Origin of the sequence: Ideonella dechloratans (assembly GCF_021049305.1) — a bacterium.
GTDB classification, from domain to species: Bacteria; Pseudomonadota; Gammaproteobacteria; order Burkholderiales; family Burkholderiaceae_C; genus Ideonella; species Ideonella dechloratans.
The window spans coordinates 990,404-1,004,148 of sequence record NZ_CP088081.1; the positions used below are offsets into that span (position 1 = coordinate 990,404).

The following is a 13,745-nucleotide window of genomic DNA, read 5'->3' on the forward strand; positions in this document are numbered from 1 at the left end:
GCCTGTCATCCATGAAGCTGATTCCAAGTTCCGCGCAAGACCTGGCCCGGGTGGCCGAGATCGTGGCCGCGCACCGCGACACGCCCGGGGCCTTGCTGCCCCTGCTGCATGCGGTGCAGGATGCCCTGGGCCATGTGCCCGATGACGCGGTGCCCTCGATCGCACGGGCGCTGAATCTCTCGCGCGCCGAGGTGCACGGCGTCATCACCTACTACCACTTCTTCCGCCGCGAGGCGCCGGGCCGCCGGGTGGTGCAGGTGTGCCGGGCCGAGGCCTGCCAGGCCTGCGGGGGCGAGGCGCTGCTGGCGCACGCCGAGCGGATCCTGGGCTGCCAGCGTCACGAGACGCGGGCCGACGGTGCGGTGACCTTGGAGCCGGTGTACTGCCTGGGACTGTGCGCCTCCTCGCCGGCGGTGCAGATCGATGACAGGCCGCACGCCCGGGTCACGCCGGAGCGGCTGGAGCAGCTGCTGGCCGATGTGGGGAGGCCGCAATGAGCATGAGCACGACGATCTACGTGCCGCGCGATTCGGCGGCGCTGGCGGCCGGGGCCGACGAGGTGGCCGCGGCCATCACCGCCGAAGCCGCCCGGCGCGGCCTGGCCGTGAACCTGGTGCGCAACGGCTCGCGCGGCCTGTTCTGGCTGGAGCCGCTGGTGGAGGTGCAGACGCCCGGGGGGCGCATGGCCTACGGTCCGGTCGCGCCGCAGGACGTGCCCGGCCTGTTCGAGGCCGGCTTTCTGTCCGGCGGCGCGCACGCGCTCGGTCACGGCGTGACCGAGCAGATCCCCTTTCTGGCCTTGCAGGAACGGCTCACCTTCCGCCGCGTGGGGGTGACGGACCCGCTCTCATTGGCTGACTACGCCGCCCATGAGGGCTGGGCCGGCCTGCAGCGCGCCGCGGCCATGCCGCCCGCGGAGGTGATCCACGAGGTCACCCATTCCGGGCTGCGCGGCCGGGGCGGCGCGGCCTTTCCGGCCGGCATCAAGTGGAAGACCGTGGCCGAGGCGGTGGCCGACCAGAAGTACGTGGTCTGCAATGCCGACGAGGGCGACTCGGGCACCTACTCCGACCGCATGACCATGGAGGGTGACCCCTTCATGCTGATCGAGGGCATGGCCATCGCCGGCCTGGCGGTGGGCGCAACGCACGGGGTGGTCTACATCCGCTCGGAATATCCGCACGCGGTGGCCACGATGAACGAGGCCATCGCCCTGGCCACGCAGGCCGGCTTCCTGGGCGAGGACGTCTGCGGCTGCGGCCGGGCCTTCCACCTGGAGGTGCGCAAGGCCGCCGGCGCCTACGTCTGCGGTGAGGAAACCGCGATGCTGGAGAGCATCGAGGGCAAGCGGGGCATCGTGCGGGCCAAGCCGCCGCTGCCGGCACTGCAGGGCCTGTTCGGCCAGCCCACCGTCATCAACAACGTGATCACCCTGGCCAGCGTGCCCATCATCCTGGCGCGCGGGGCGGACTTCTACCGCAACTACGGCGTGGGCCGCTCGCACGGCACGCTGCCCTTCCAGCTGGCCGGCAACATCCGGCACGGCGGCCTGGTGGAGAAGGCCTTCGGCCTGACCCTGCGCGAGCTGATTTACGGCTTCGGCGGCGGCACCCGCAGCGGCCGGCCGGTCAAGGCGGTGCAGGTGGGTGGCCCGCTGGGTGCCTATGTGCCCGAATCGAAGTGGGACGTTCCGCTGGACTACGAGGCCTATGCCGCCTTCGGCGCGGTGGTGGGCCACGGCGGCATCGTGGTGCACGACGACACGGCCGACATGGCCGCGCTGGCGCGCTACGCCATGGAGTTCTGCGCGCTCGAGAGCTGCGGCAAGTGCACGCCCTGCCGCATCGGCAGCACGCGCGGCGTCGAGGTGATCGACCGCATTGTGCGCGACGAGCGCCGGGCCGAGCAGGTCATCTTGCTGCGCGACCTGTGCGACACCATGCTGGCCGGCAGCCTGTGCGCGATGGGGGGCATGACACCCTATCCGGTGCTCTCGGCCCTGGACCACTATCCCGAGGACTTCGGCATTGCGCCCCCCAGCGAGCGCGCGGCCTGAGCAGGAGAAGACGATGCTGCAACACCTCAAGAACGAGATCGACCACGGCACCCCGGCCCGGGTCTCGGACAAGACCGTCACGCTGACCATCGACGGCATGGCCGTCAGCGTGCCTCAGGGCACCTCGCTGATGCGGGCGGCCGTCGAGGCCGGCGTGAACGTGCCCAAGCTCTGCGCCACCGACAGCCTGGAGCCCTTCGGCTCCTGCCGCCTGTGCCTGGTGGAGATCGAGGGCCGCCGCGGCTTTCCGGCCTCGTGCACCACCCCGGCGGAGGCCGGCATGGTGGTGCGCACTCAGACACCCAAGCTGCAGCAGTTGCGCAAGGGCGTGATGGAGCTCTACATCAGCGACCACCCGCTGGACTGCCTGACCTGCAGCGCCAACGGCGACTGCGAGCTGCAGGACATGGCCGGCGTCACCGGCCTGCGTAACGTGCGCTACGGCGTGGGGGCGGCCGCGGGGGCCCACCACTGCGATGCGAAGAAGGACGCTTCCAACCCCTACTTCACCTACGACCCCAGCAAGTGCATCGTCTGCAACCGCTGCGTGCGCGCCTGCGAGGAGACCCAGGGCACCTTCGCGCTGACGATCAGCGGGCGCGGCTTCGAGTCGCGGGTCTCGCCGGGCCAGGACCAGCCCTTCATGGACAGCGAATGCGTCAGCTGCGGCGCCTGCGTGCAGGCCTGCCCCACCGCCACGCTGCAGGAGAAGACGGTGATCGAGCTCGGCCAGCCCGAGCACAGCGTCATCACCACCTGCGCCTACTGCGGCGTGGGCTGCGGCTTCAAGGCCGAGATGAAGGGCAACACCGTCGTGCGCATGGTGCCCTGGAAGGACGGCAAGGCCAACGAGGGCCATTCCTGCGTGAAGGGCCGCTTTGCCTGGGGCTATGCCACCCACAAGGACCGCATCACCCAGCCCATGGTGCGCGAGAAGATTACCGACGCCTGGCGCGAGGTCAGCTGGCCCGAAGCGATCGAGTTCGCCGCCACGCGCTTCAAGGCCATCCAGGCCAAGCACGGCAAGGATTCGGTGGGCGGCATCACCTCCTCGCGCTGCACCAACGAGGAGGTCTACCTCGTCCAGAAGCTGATCCGCGCGGCCTTCAACACCAACAACGTGGACACCTGCGCGCGGGTCTGCCACTCGCCCACCGGTTACGGCATGGGCCAGACCTTCGGAACCTCGGCCGGCACCCAGACCTTCAAGTCGGTGGAAGAGGCCGACGTGATCATGGTCATCGGCGCCAACCCGACCGACGCGCACCCGGTGTTCGCCTCGCGCATGAAGAAGCGTCTGCGCGAGGGCGCCCAACTGATCGTGGTGGATCCGCGCCGCATCGATCTGGTCAGCTCCCCGCACATCCGGGCCCAGCACCATCTGGCGCTGCAGCCCGGCACCAACGTGGCCGTCATCACCGCGATGGCGCATGTGGTGGTCACCGAGGGCCTGGTCAACGAAGCCTATGTCGCCGAGCGCTGCGACACCAAGAGCTTCCACGCATGGCGCGAATTCGTCGCCCGTCCGGAGAACTCGCCCGAGGCCTTCGAGCCGGTGACCGGCGTGCCGGCCGCCGAGCTGCGTGCCGCCGCGCGCTTGTTCGCCGCCGGTCCCAACTCGGCCATCTACTACGGGCTGGGCGTGACCGAGCATGCGCAGGGCTCGACCATGGTGATCGGCATCTGCAACCTGGCCATGGCCTGCGGCATGGTGGGGCGCGAGGGTGTGGGCGTGAACCCACTGCGCGGCCAGAACAATGTGCAGGGCAGCTGCGACATGGGCAGCTTCCCGCACGAACTGCCCGGCTACCGCCACATCAGCGACACCACGGTGCGCAGCACCTTCGAGGCGGCCTGGGGCGTGGAGTTGAGCCCCGAGCCGGGCCTGCGCATCCCGAACATGTTCGAGGCCGCGCTGGCCGGCAGCTTCAAGGGCCTGTACTGCGTGGGCGAGGACATCGTCCAGAGCGACCCCAACACCCAGCATGTGGCGGCGGCGCTCTCGGCGATGGAGTGCATCGTCGTGCAGGACATCTTCCTCAACGAGACCGCCAAGTACGCCCATGTGCTGTTGCCGGGCTCCAGCTTCCTGGAGAAGGACGGCACCTTCACCAACGCCGAGCGCCGCATCAGCCGCGTGCGGCAGGTGATGCCCCCGCTGTCCGGCGTGGGCGACTGGGAGGCCACGGCCATGCTGTCCACCGCGCTGGGCTACCCGATGGACTACCGGCATCCGGAGGACATCATGCGCGAGATCGCGGCGCTCACCCCCAGCTTCGCCGGCGTCACCTACGAGAAGATCGACCGCTTCGGCAGCGTGCAGTGGCCCTGCAACGAGACCACCGCGGAAGCCGGCACCTCGCTGATGCATGTGGAGAAGTTCGTGCGTGGCAAGGGGCGCTTCTTCAACACCCAGTACGTGCCCAGCGACGAGAAGGTCAACGGCCGCTACCCGCTGCTGCTGACCACCGGGCGCATCCTCAGCCAGTACAACGTGGGCGCGCAGACGCGCCGCACGCCGAACAACCAATGGCATGACGAGGACGTCCTGGAAATCCACCCCCACGACGCCGAGGAGCGCGGCGTCGCGCAAGGCGATTGGGTGGGCGTGGCTAGCCGCGCCGGGCAGACCGTGCTGCGGGCGCAGCTGAGCGACCGCATGCAGCCGGGCGTGGTCTACACCACCTTCCACTTCCCGGAGTCGGGCGCCAACGTCATCACCACCGACAGCTCCGACTGGGCCACCAACTGCCCGGAGTACAAGGTGACCGCGGTGCAGGTCACCAAGGTGCTGCAGCCCTCGGAATGGCAGCGCCAGTACGCCGACTTCAACCGGCAGCAGATGGAGTTCCTGGCCCGGGGCCGGGAACGTGCCGAGGCGACCGGCAAATGAGCACGATGAAGACGCCTGCCGGCCTGCGCCGGCGGGCCGCACAGGTCGCACGACGACAGAGCCAACAGGGACGGGGCGCGCATGGACATTGACAACCTGGTGAGGATGGCCAACCGCATCGGCCAGTTCTTCGAATCGATGCCGGATGCCGACGAGGCGTCCCGGGAGATCGCCCTGCACCTGCGCAAGTTCTGGGAGCCGCGCATGCGCCAGGCGCTGCTGGCCCATCTGGATGCGCGGGCGGGGGAGGGCCTGAGCCCGGTCGTCCTGCGGGCCGTGCAGGCCCACCGGGGCAGCCTGGCGGTGGGCCTGGGCCGCCCTGCGCCCAACACCTGATCCGCACAGCGCCACGCCACCGGCCTAGCAGCAAGCAGGGCCGGCTGCAGCCGTGCCGCGCCAAAGGCTCGGCAGCTGCAGGGATAAATAAGATAGTGTGCGATTGAATCGTGAAACATATAAAGTTCGCTCCATGCATGCCGCTGGGCGTGCCCATCCCCCACCTGTCAGGAGCCACACCATGTCGATCGAGAAAGTCCTTTACCAAGCCACCGCCCATGCCACCGGCGGCCGCGCCGGCCACGCCCGCAGTGACGACGGCCGCGTCGACGTGACGCTGAGCGTGCCGCGTGAACTGGGTGGCGACGGCGGCCCGGGCACCAACCCCGAGCAGCTGTTCGCCGCCGGTTACAGCGCCTGCTTCCTGGGCGCGATGAAGTTCGTGGGCACCCGCGACAAGCTGCCCGTGCCGGCCGACACCACGGTGCAGGGCACGGTGGGCATCGGGGCCATTCCCACCGGCTTCGGCATCGAGGTCGAATTGCGCATCACCCTGCCGGGCGTGGACCGCGAGGTCGCGCAGCAGATCGTGGACCGTGCCCACATCGTCTGTCCGTACTCCAATGCCACCCGCAACAACATCGATGTGCGCCTGACCCTGGTCTGATCCGCCCCGTCTGGCCCCACGCCCCGGCGCCGCAGCAGCGGCCCCGGGGCGTTTTTGCGTGGGCCGGGGATTTCATCCATCACTTTGAGAGCCCCCTGCAAGTCATTGCTTTTGAACGCAAAAATGAGGGTCAATCACCTTTGAATTGCTATCTAAGTGACTGATTTCATTGATTTTTTGGACCAAGTTGCGTTGACCCGTGGGGTGGCGGTGCAGTAAAGTGGGGGAAAGTGCACTTTAGTGGGGTCTCGTGGCGGAATTTGTGCTTCAGGGGGAGTCCGAGCTGACGCTGGACGGCAAGGGGCGGATGACCGTCCCGGCCCGTCATCGCGACGGCCTGGCCGCCCTGTGCGCGGGCCAGATGACCGTGACCAAGAGCCCCTCGCGCTGCCTGCTGCTGTTTCCCCGTCCCGCCTGGGAGGAATTCCGCGCCAAGCTGATGGGCCTGCCGATGGACGCCGAGTCCTGGCGCCGCATCTTCATCGGCAGCGCGCTGGACGTGGAGATCGACAGCGGCTCGCGCATCCAGCTCTCGCCCGAGCTGCGCCGCTGGGCCGGCCTGGACCGCGAGCTGGTGCTGGTGGGCATGGGCACCCGGATGGAGATCTGGGACCGCGGCCGCCACCAGGCCCTGGAAGACGCGACGCTGGCGCAGCCCATGCCCGACAGCGTCAGCAAGCTGGTGATGTGAGGCCCGCCCCATGAGCTTCGTCCACACCACCGTGCTGCTGAACGAGACGGTGGAGGCTGCCCTCACCGATCCCAACGGCACCTATGTCGACGGCACCTTCGGCCGCGGCGGCCATGCGCGCCTGCTGCTCTCGCGCCTGGGCCCGCAGGGCCGGCTGATCGCCTTCGACAAGGACCCGGAGGCGGTGGCTGCCGCCACCGAGGGCGAGCACGCCATCCGCGATCCCCGCTTCGCCATCCACCACTGCAGCTTCGCCCGCATGGGCGAGGTGCTGCCGGCAGGCTCCATCACAGGGGTGCTGCTGGACCTGGGCGTCAGCTCGCCCCAGATCGACAACCCAGCTCGCGGCTTCAGCTTCCGTTTCGATGGTCCGCTGGACATGCGCATGGACACCACGCGGGGCGAGAGCGCCGCGGAGTTCCTGGCGCGGGCCGACGAGCGTCACATCGCACAGGTGATCCGTGATTACGGCGAAGAACGGTTTGCTGCATCCATTGCAAAGGCGCTTGTGGCTCGCCGCGAGAGCGGACAGCCGCTTCGCACCACCGGTGAGCTGGCCGAACTCGTGGCTCGTTCGGTCCGCACCCGCGAGCCGGGGCAGGACCCCGCGACCCGGACGTTTCAAGCCCTTCGGATTCTGGTCAACGCCGAACTGGAAGAGCTCGAGCAAGGTCTGAGCGCGGCGCTGGGCCTGTTGGCGTCCGGCGGCCATCTGGCGGTGATCAGCTTCCACTCGCTGGAAGACCGCATCGTCAAGAATTTCATCGCGCACGAGAGCCGCGAGGAGGTGGACCGTCGCGCGCCCTTCGCGCCGCCCAGCCGCGTGCTGCGCCTCAAGCCCCTGGGCCGCATCAAGCCCTCGGCGGCAGAGATCAAGGCCAACCCGCGCTCGCGCTCGGCCGTGCTGCGGGTGGCCGAGCGGCTGCCGCTGGCCGGAGGTGCGGCGTGAACCGCCTGAGCACCGTGCTGCTGCTGGCCCTGATGGCCAGCGCCATGTACCTGGTCAAGACCAGCTACGAGGCCCGCCGCGCCTTTGCCGACCTGGAGAAGGCCAAGGCCGAAGAGCGCCAGCTGGCCTCCGACGCCACGCGGCTGGAGGCCGAGCGCCGCAGCGAAGGCACCCACCTGCGGGTGGAACGCGACGCGCGCGAGAAGCTGCAGATGCGCCTGGCCACGCCGGACGTCACGCTCTACGTGAACGACCCGCAAGCGCCGGCCCGTCCGGCCTCGGCCGCCTCGGGAGGCACGCCATGAGCGGCGGCACCCGCCGGGCCGGTGCCGCACAGTCGGTGCGCGGCGTGAACTACTCGACCAGCCCGCTGCTGGCCTCCAAGACGCCGCCCTGGCGCAGCCGCTTCCTGGTGCTGCTGGTGGGCCTGGGCTTTGTCGTGCTGGTGGTCCGGGCGCTCTACGTGCAGGTGCTGCACGCCGACTTCTTCCAGAAGAAGGGTGAGGAGCGCTACGCCTCCACCCTGGATCTGCCGGCCAACCGCGGTCGCATCCTGGACCGCAATGGCCAGCTGCTGGCCATCAGCGTCTATGCACCCACGGTGTCGATCAACCCGCAGCAGTTCAAGGCCAGCGACGAGGAGAAGCGCGAGCTCGTGGCCCTGCTGGGCATCAAGGCCAGGGAGCTGGACGCCAAGCTGGCCGACGACGGCGCCTATGCCGTGCTCAAGCGCCAGGTCGATGGCGGCGTGGCCCAGCAGATCCGGGCCCTGCGCATCAAGGGTCTGACGCTGGAGCCGGGCTACCTGCGCCGCTACCCCGAGAACGAGGCCGCCGCCCAGGTGGTGGGCTTCACCGACGTCAACGACCAGGGGCAGGAGGGCATCGAGCTGGCCTACCAGGCCCAGCTGCAGGGCCACAGTGGCTCGCGCGGGGTGGTCAAGGACCGTCTGGGCCGCATTGTCGAAGACCTGGGTGAGCCGGTGGACCCGCGCGACGGCAGCGACGTGCAGCTGACCATCGACTCCAAGCTGCAGGCCATCGCCTACCAGCGCATCCGCGACGCCGTGGAGCAGCATCATGCCAAGGCGGGCAGCGTGGTGGTGCTGGACGCGCAGACCGGCGAGATCCTGGCCATGGCCAACTACCCGAGCTACACGCCCGAGGAGCGCCACAACCTGACCGGCGGTCAGCTGCGCAACCGCGCGGTCACCGACGTCTTCGAGCCCGGCTCCACCGTCAAGCCCTTCGTGATCAGCAAGGTCATCGAGGACGGCTATGCCACGCCCGACACGGTGCTGGACACCATGCCCTTCATGGTCGGGCCGCTGCGCGTGAACGACGGCGCCCACTCGCACCCCTCGCTGACGGTCGCACAGATCATCCAGAAATCCAGCAACGTCGGCACCGTCAAGCTCTCGCAGCACCTGGACCCGCGCGAGATGGGCGAGATGTACGCCGCCCTGGGCTTCGGCAGCAAGCCGCAGATCGGCTTCCCCGGCGTGGCCACCGGCCGGCTGCGGCCCTGGCGCACCTGGAAGCCGGTCGAGAAGGCCACCATGGCCTACGGCTACGGCCTGTCCGCCTCGCTGCTGCAGATCGCCCACGCCTACACCGCCATCGCCCGCGATGGCGAACTGGCGCCGCTGACCCTGGTCAAGGGCCACCCGGCCGGCACCCCGGTGCGCATCTTCAAGCCGCAGACCGCCCGCACCATGCGCCAGATGCTGCGCGGCACCGTCAGCAAGGAAGGCACGGCGCCGCTGGCGGCGCTGACCGGCTATTCCGCCGGCGGCAAGACCGGCACGGCGGCCAAGCAGGAAGGCCGGGGCTACGCTGCGGGAAAATACCGCGCCTGGTTCACCGGCATCGCCCCGATCGACACCCCGCGCGTGATCATCTCCGTGATGGTCGACGAGCCCACCCCCATTCACTACGGCGGCCTGGTCTCGGCGCCGGTCTTCAAGGCCGTGGCCGAGCAGACCCTGCGCACGATGGGCGTGCCGCCCGACATGGACATGAAGCCGCCCTCGGTGTTGACGGCGGCGGCCGCCGCCGCGGCGGCGGAGAACGAAGACGTGGAGCAGCACTGATGGCCCGCACCGCACACCCCGGTGAACTGGCCGGAGGCATCCAACCATGAGCATCACCCACCTGAAAAGTCCCGAAGCGGCCGCACGCTGGCTGCAGTCCTGGGTCACCGGAACCCTGCGCACCGACAGCCGACTGGTGCAGCCGGGCGACGGTTTCATCGCCTGGCCCGGTCAGGTCACCGATGGCCGCCAGTACGTGCAGGCCGCCCTGGACGCCGGGGCCGCCACCTGCATCGTCGAGCTCGAGGGCATCGAGGCCTACGGCTTCGAGGACTCTCGCGTGGCCGCGCTGCCGAACCTGAAGGAGGCCACCGGCCGCATCGCCGATGCCTACTTCGGCCGCCCCAGCGATGCGTTGAAGGTCGTCGCCGTCACTGGCACCAATGGCAAGACCTCCAGCGCCTGGTGGACGGCCCAGGCCCTGGGCATGCTGGACCGGCCCTGCGGCCTGGTGGGCACGCTGGGCGTGGGCACCCCGCCGGTGCCGGGCCGGGGCGAAGGCCACATCCGCTTCACCGGCCTGACCACGCCGGACCCGGTGGTGCTGCAGGCCAGCTTTGCCGACATGGTCCGGCAGGGGCTGCGGGCCTGCGCGATCGAGGCCTCGTCCATCGGCATCGCCGAGGAGCGCATGGCCGGCACGCGCATCGCGGTGGCCCTGTTCACCAACTTCACCCGCGACCACCTGGACTACCACGGCGACATGGCCGCCTACTGGACCGAGAAGCGCCGCCTCTTCGGCTGGGACGGCCTGAAGTCCGCGGTGATCAACGTGGACGACCCGCAGGGCGCCAAGCTGGTGGCCGAACTGGCCGGCAGCGGGCTGGATCTGTGGACGGTCTCGGCCCAGGGCGAGGCCCGCATCCAGGCACGTGAAGTGGGCTACACCGCCCAGGGCCTGCGCTTCCTGCTGGCCGAGGCCGGCGGCGAGCAGGACCTGCCGGTGCAGACCGGCCTGATCGGCCAGTACAACATCAGCAACCTGCTGGGCGTGATCGGCGGCCTGCGCGCGCTGGGCGTGCCGCTGACCGATGCGGCCCTCGTCGCCCACCACATCACCCCGGTGCCGGGCCGCATGCAGCGCGTCAGCGCCGGTGCAGGCCAGCCTGAAGTGGTGGTGGACTACGCCCACACCCCCGATGCGCTGGAAAAGGCCGTGGAGGCGCTGCGCCCCATGGCCCAGGCCCGCGGTGGCCAGCTCTGGTGCGTGTTCGGCTGCGGGGGGGACCGCGACGCCACCAAGCGCCCGCTGATGGGCGCCATCGCCCAGCAGCGCGCCGACCGCGTGGTCGTCACCAGCGACAACCCGCGCCATGAGAACCCGCAGGCCATCGTCGACCAGATCGTGGCCGGCATGAGCGATCCGACGGGTTCGCTCAAGGTGCAGATCGAGGTGGACCGCCGCCTGGCCATCCTGCAGACCCTGGCCGCGGCCGGTCCGCAGGACGTGGTGCTGCTGGCCGGCAAGGGCCACGAGGACTACCAGGACGTGGCCGGCGTGAAGCACCCCTTCTCGGATCTCGAGGTGGCCCAGGCCGGGCTGCACGCCAGGAGCGCCGCGTGACCGAGCTCACCCTGTCCCTGGCGGCCCAGCTCATCCCCGGCGCACAGCGCCTGGGCGAGGGCGACCCGGTGCTGCGCCGTGTCCACACCGACACCCGCACCCTGGCGGCCGGGGACTGCTTCGTCGCCCTGCGCGGCGAGCGCTTCGATGCCCACGACTTCCTGCCCCAGGCCGCGGCGGCCGGGGCGGTGGCGGTGATCGGCAGCCGCGGCGTGGCCGCCTGCGGCCTGCCGGGCCTGCAGGTGGCCGACACGCTGCAGGCACTGCAGCAGCTGGCCACCGGCTGGCGCGCGCGCCACAGCCTGCCGCTGATCGCGGTGACCGGCAGCAACGGCAAGACCACCACCACCCAGATGATCGCCAGCATCCTGCGCGCCGCCGCGGGCGAGCAGGCCCTGGCCACCGCAGGCAACCTGAACAACCACATCGGCGTGCCGCTGACCGTGCTCGGCCTGCGGTCCGCACACCGCCTGGCGGTGGTCGAGCTGGGCATGAACCACCCCGGCGAGATCGCCGAGCTGGCCGCCATCGCCCAGCCCACTGTGGCCCTGGTCAACAACGCCCAGCGCGAGCATCTGGAGTTCATGCAGACGGTCGAGGCCGTGGCGCGCGAGAACGGCAGCGTGCTCAGCGCCCTGCCGGCCGACGGCGTGGCGGTGTTCCCGGCCGATGACGCCTACACCCCGTTGTGGCGCACGCTGGCCGGCGAGCGTCGCGTGCTCACCTTCGCGCCCGAGCACGCCGATGTCACCGGCGACGCCACCTGGCAGGTCGACCACTGGGCCCTGCAGCTGCACACCCCGGCGGGCGATGCGTCGGTGAAGTTGGCCATCGCCGGGCGCCACAACATCCGCAACGCGCTGGCCGCCACCGCCTGCGCCCTGGCCGCCGGCGTGCCGCTGGCCGCCGTGGTGCAGGGCCTGCAGGCCTTCACGCCGGTCAAGGGCCGCTCGATGGTGCGCCCGCTGGTGCTGGACGGCCAGGCCCGCACGCTGATCGACGACAGCTACAACGCCAACCCCGACTCGGTGCGTGCCGCCATTGCGGTGCTGGCCGAGCTGCCCGGCCCGCGCTGGCTGGTGCTGGGCGACATGGGCGAGGTCGGCGACCAGGGGCCGGCCTTCCACGCCGAGGTGGGCCAGGCCGCGCGCGAGCAGGGCATCGAGCAGCTCTGGTGCGCCGGCGCCGCCGCGGCCGATGCCGCCCGTGCCTACGGCGCCGGGGCCCGGCACTTCGCCACCACGGCCGAACTGGTGGCGGCGCTGGGTCAGCGCCCGGCCTTCGCCTCGGTGCTGGTCAAGGGCTCGCGCTTCATGAAGATGGAACAGGTGGTGGCTGCCCTGCAGACCATTGCCGCCGGGGAGGACACCCATGCTGCTTAGTCTGGCCCAGTGGCTGCAGGGGCTGTACCCCGAACAATTCGGTTTCCTGCGCGTCTTCCAGTACCTGACCTTCCGGGCCGTGATGGCGGCCATGACCGCGCTGGTCATCGGCCTGGCCTTCGGCCCCTGGCTGATCCGTCGCCTGACCGAGCTGAAGATCGGTCAGCCCATCCGCGAGTACGGGGTGCAGACCCACCTGGCCAAGGCCGGCACGCCCACGATGGGGGGCGCGCTGATCCTGATCGGCATCGGCGTGGCCACGCTGCTGTGGAGCGACTGGAGCAACCGCTTCGTCTGGGTCGTGATGATGGTCACCTTCGGCTTCGGCGCCATCGGCTGGACCGACGACTGGCGCAAGGTGGTGGACAAGAACCCCGAGGGCATGCGCTCGCGCGAGAAGTTCTTCTGGCAGACATTGATCGGCGTGGTCGCGGCGCTGTACCTGGCCTTCAGCGTGTCCGAGACGACCAATGTGCGGGTCATCGAGCTCTTCGTGCGCTGGGTGCAGAGCGGCTTCTCCAACGAGCTGCCGCCCAAGGCCGACCTGATGCTGCCCTTCTTCAAGAGCATCAGCTATCCGCTGGGCGTGTTCGGTTTCATGGCCCTGACCTGGTTCGTCATCGTCGGCGCCAGCAACGCGGTCAACCTGACCGACGGGCTGGACGGCCTGGCCATCATGCCGGTGGTGCTGGTGTCGGGCGCGCTGGCCCTCTTCGCCTACGTGGTGGGCAATGCCGTGTACGCCAAGTACCTGCTCTTCCCCTACATCCCGGGTGCCGGCGAGCTGATGATTCTGTGCGCCGCCATCGTCGGCTCGGGGCTGGCCTTCCTGTGGTTCAACGCCCACCCGGCCCAGGTCTTCATGGGCGACGTGGGCGCGCTGTCCCTGGGCGGCGCCCTGGGCACCATCGCGGTCATCACGCGCCAGGAGATCCTGCTGGGCGTGATGGGTGGCGTGTTCGTCGCCGAAGCCCTGTCGGTGATGCTGCAGGTCAGCTGGTTCAAGTACACGAAGAAGAAGTACGGCGAGGGCCGGCGCCTGCTGAAGATGGCGCCGCTGCACCACCACTTCGAGAAGTCCGGCTGGAACGAGACCCAGGTGGTGATCCGCTTCTGGATCATCACGATGCTGCTGTGCCTGATCGGCCTGGCCAGCCTGAAGCTGCGGTGACCCG

General features: G+C 69.9%; 12 protein-coding genes. All 12 read left to right on the plus strand.

Going from position 1 to position 13,745, the window contains the following annotated elements:
* Nucleotides 1–11 precede the first annotated feature (11 nt).
* The 12 genes from LRM40_RS04645 (at nucleotide 12) to mraY (ending at nucleotide 13,741) form a co-directional block, all read left to right on the plus strand.
* Nucleotides 12–497 (plus strand): formate dehydrogenase subunit gamma, encoded by a 486-nt coding sequence (locus tag LRM40_RS04645; protein ID WP_151122188.1) that lies wholly within the window; start codon nucleotides 12–14, stop codon nucleotides 495–497.
* Between the two features lie 2 nt (nucleotides 498–499).
* Nucleotides 500–2,056 carry a formate dehydrogenase beta subunit gene (locus LRM40_RS04650; RefSeq protein WP_151122187.1) on the plus strand — a complete coding sequence of 519 codons (1,557 nt, stop codon included), beginning with the start codon at nucleotides 500–502 and terminating at the stop codon, nucleotides 2,054–2,056.
* 13 nt (nucleotides 2,057–2,069) lie between these two features.
* A complete protein-coding gene (gene fdhF / locus LRM40_RS04655) occupies nucleotides 2,070–4,949 on the plus strand; it encodes a formate dehydrogenase subunit alpha (protein WP_151122186.1) in 2,880 nt (959 codons plus the stop codon).
* A gap of 81 nt (nucleotides 4,950–5,030) precedes the next feature.
* A complete protein-coding gene (locus LRM40_RS04660; RefSeq protein ID WP_151122185.1) occupies nucleotides 5,031–5,285 on the plus strand; it encodes a formate dehydrogenase subunit delta in 255 nt (84 codons plus the stop codon).
* Between the two features lie 181 nt (nucleotides 5,286–5,466).
* Entirely contained in the window at nucleotides 5,467–5,892 is a 426-nt protein-coding gene (locus LRM40_RS04665) for an organic hydroperoxide resistance protein (RefSeq protein ID WP_151122184.1), read from the plus strand.
* Nucleotides 5,893–6,154: 262 nt separating this feature from the next.
* Nucleotides 6,155–6,583 (plus strand): division/cell wall cluster transcriptional repressor MraZ, encoded by a 429-nt coding sequence (locus tag LRM40_RS04670; protein ID WP_151122206.1) that lies wholly within the window; start codon nucleotides 6,155–6,157, stop codon nucleotides 6,581–6,583.
* A 10-nt stretch (nucleotides 6,584–6,593) separates the two neighbouring features.
* Complete coding sequence (gene rsmH / locus LRM40_RS04675) at nucleotides 6,594–7,532, plus strand: 16S rRNA (cytosine(1402)-N(4))-methyltransferase RsmH (RefSeq protein ID WP_151122183.1); 939 nt, start codon at nucleotides 6,594–6,596, stop codon at nucleotides 7,530–7,532.
* Nucleotides 7,529–7,837 (plus strand): cell division protein FtsL, encoded by a 309-nt coding sequence (ftsL, locus tag LRM40_RS04680; RefSeq protein WP_151122182.1) that lies wholly within the window; start codon nucleotides 7,529–7,531, stop codon nucleotides 7,835–7,837. The genes rsmH and ftsL overlap by 4 nt, the downstream gene beginning before the upstream one ends.
* A complete protein-coding gene (locus LRM40_RS04685; protein WP_151122181.1) occupies nucleotides 7,834–9,624 on the plus strand; it encodes a peptidoglycan D,D-transpeptidase FtsI family protein in 1,791 nt (596 codons plus the stop codon). Before ftsL ends, LRM40_RS04685 begins: the two co-directional genes overlap by 4 nt.
* 46 nt (nucleotides 9,625–9,670) lie before the next feature.
* Nucleotides 9,671–11,188 carry a UDP-N-acetylmuramoyl-L-alanyl-D-glutamate--2,6-diaminopimelate ligase gene (locus LRM40_RS04690; protein WP_151122180.1) on the plus strand — a complete coding sequence of 506 codons (1,518 nt, stop codon included), beginning with the start codon at nucleotides 9,671–9,673 and terminating at the stop codon, nucleotides 11,186–11,188.
* Nucleotides 11,185–12,570, plus strand: a complete 1,386-nt coding sequence (locus LRM40_RS04695) for a UDP-N-acetylmuramoyl-tripeptide--D-alanyl-D-alanine ligase (RefSeq protein ID WP_151122179.1) — start codon at nucleotides 11,185–11,187, stop codon at nucleotides 12,568–12,570. The genes LRM40_RS04690 and LRM40_RS04695 overlap by 4 nt, the downstream gene beginning before the upstream one ends.
* Entirely contained in the window at nucleotides 12,560–13,741 is a 1,182-nt protein-coding gene (gene mraY, locus LRM40_RS04700; RefSeq protein ID WP_151122178.1) for a phospho-N-acetylmuramoyl-pentapeptide-transferase, read from the plus strand. The genes LRM40_RS04695 and mraY overlap by 11 nt, the downstream gene beginning before the upstream one ends.
* Nucleotides 13,742–13,745: the final 4 nt, after the last annotated feature.

Excerpts from the sequence above, each read along its gene's own strand:
- LRM40_RS04645 (WP_151122188.1), top strand. The coding sequence starts at position 12 with ATGAAGCTGATTCCAAGTTCCGCGCAAGACCTGGCCCGGGTGGCCGAG.
- LRM40_RS04650 (WP_151122187.1), top strand. The coding sequence starts at position 500 with ATGAGCACGACGATCTACGTGCCGCGCGATTCGGCGGCGCTGGCGGCC.
- fdhF (WP_151122186.1), top strand. The coding sequence starts at position 2,070 with ATGCTGCAACACCTCAAGAACGAGATCGACCACGGCACCCCGGCCCGG.
- LRM40_RS04660 (WP_151122185.1), top strand. The coding sequence starts at position 5,031 with ATGGACATTGACAACCTGGTGAGGATGGCCAACCGCATCGGCCAGTTC.
- LRM40_RS04665 (WP_151122184.1), top strand. The coding sequence starts at position 5,467 with ATGTCGATCGAGAAAGTCCTTTACCAAGCCACCGCCCATGCCACCGGC.
- rsmH (WP_151122183.1), top strand. The coding sequence starts at position 6,594 with ATGAGCTTCGTCCACACCACCGTGCTGCTGAACGAGACGGTGGAGGCT.
- LRM40_RS04685 (WP_151122181.1), top strand. The coding sequence starts at position 7,834 with ATGAGCGGCGGCACCCGCCGGGCCGGTGCCGCACAGTCGGTGCGCGGC.
- LRM40_RS04690 (WP_151122180.1), top strand. The coding sequence starts at position 9,671 with ATGAGCATCACCCACCTGAAAAGTCCCGAAGCGGCCGCACGCTGGCTG.
- mraY (WP_151122178.1), top strand. The coding sequence starts at position 12,560 with ATGCTGCTTAGTCTGGCCCAGTGGCTGCAGGGGCTGTACCCCGAACAA.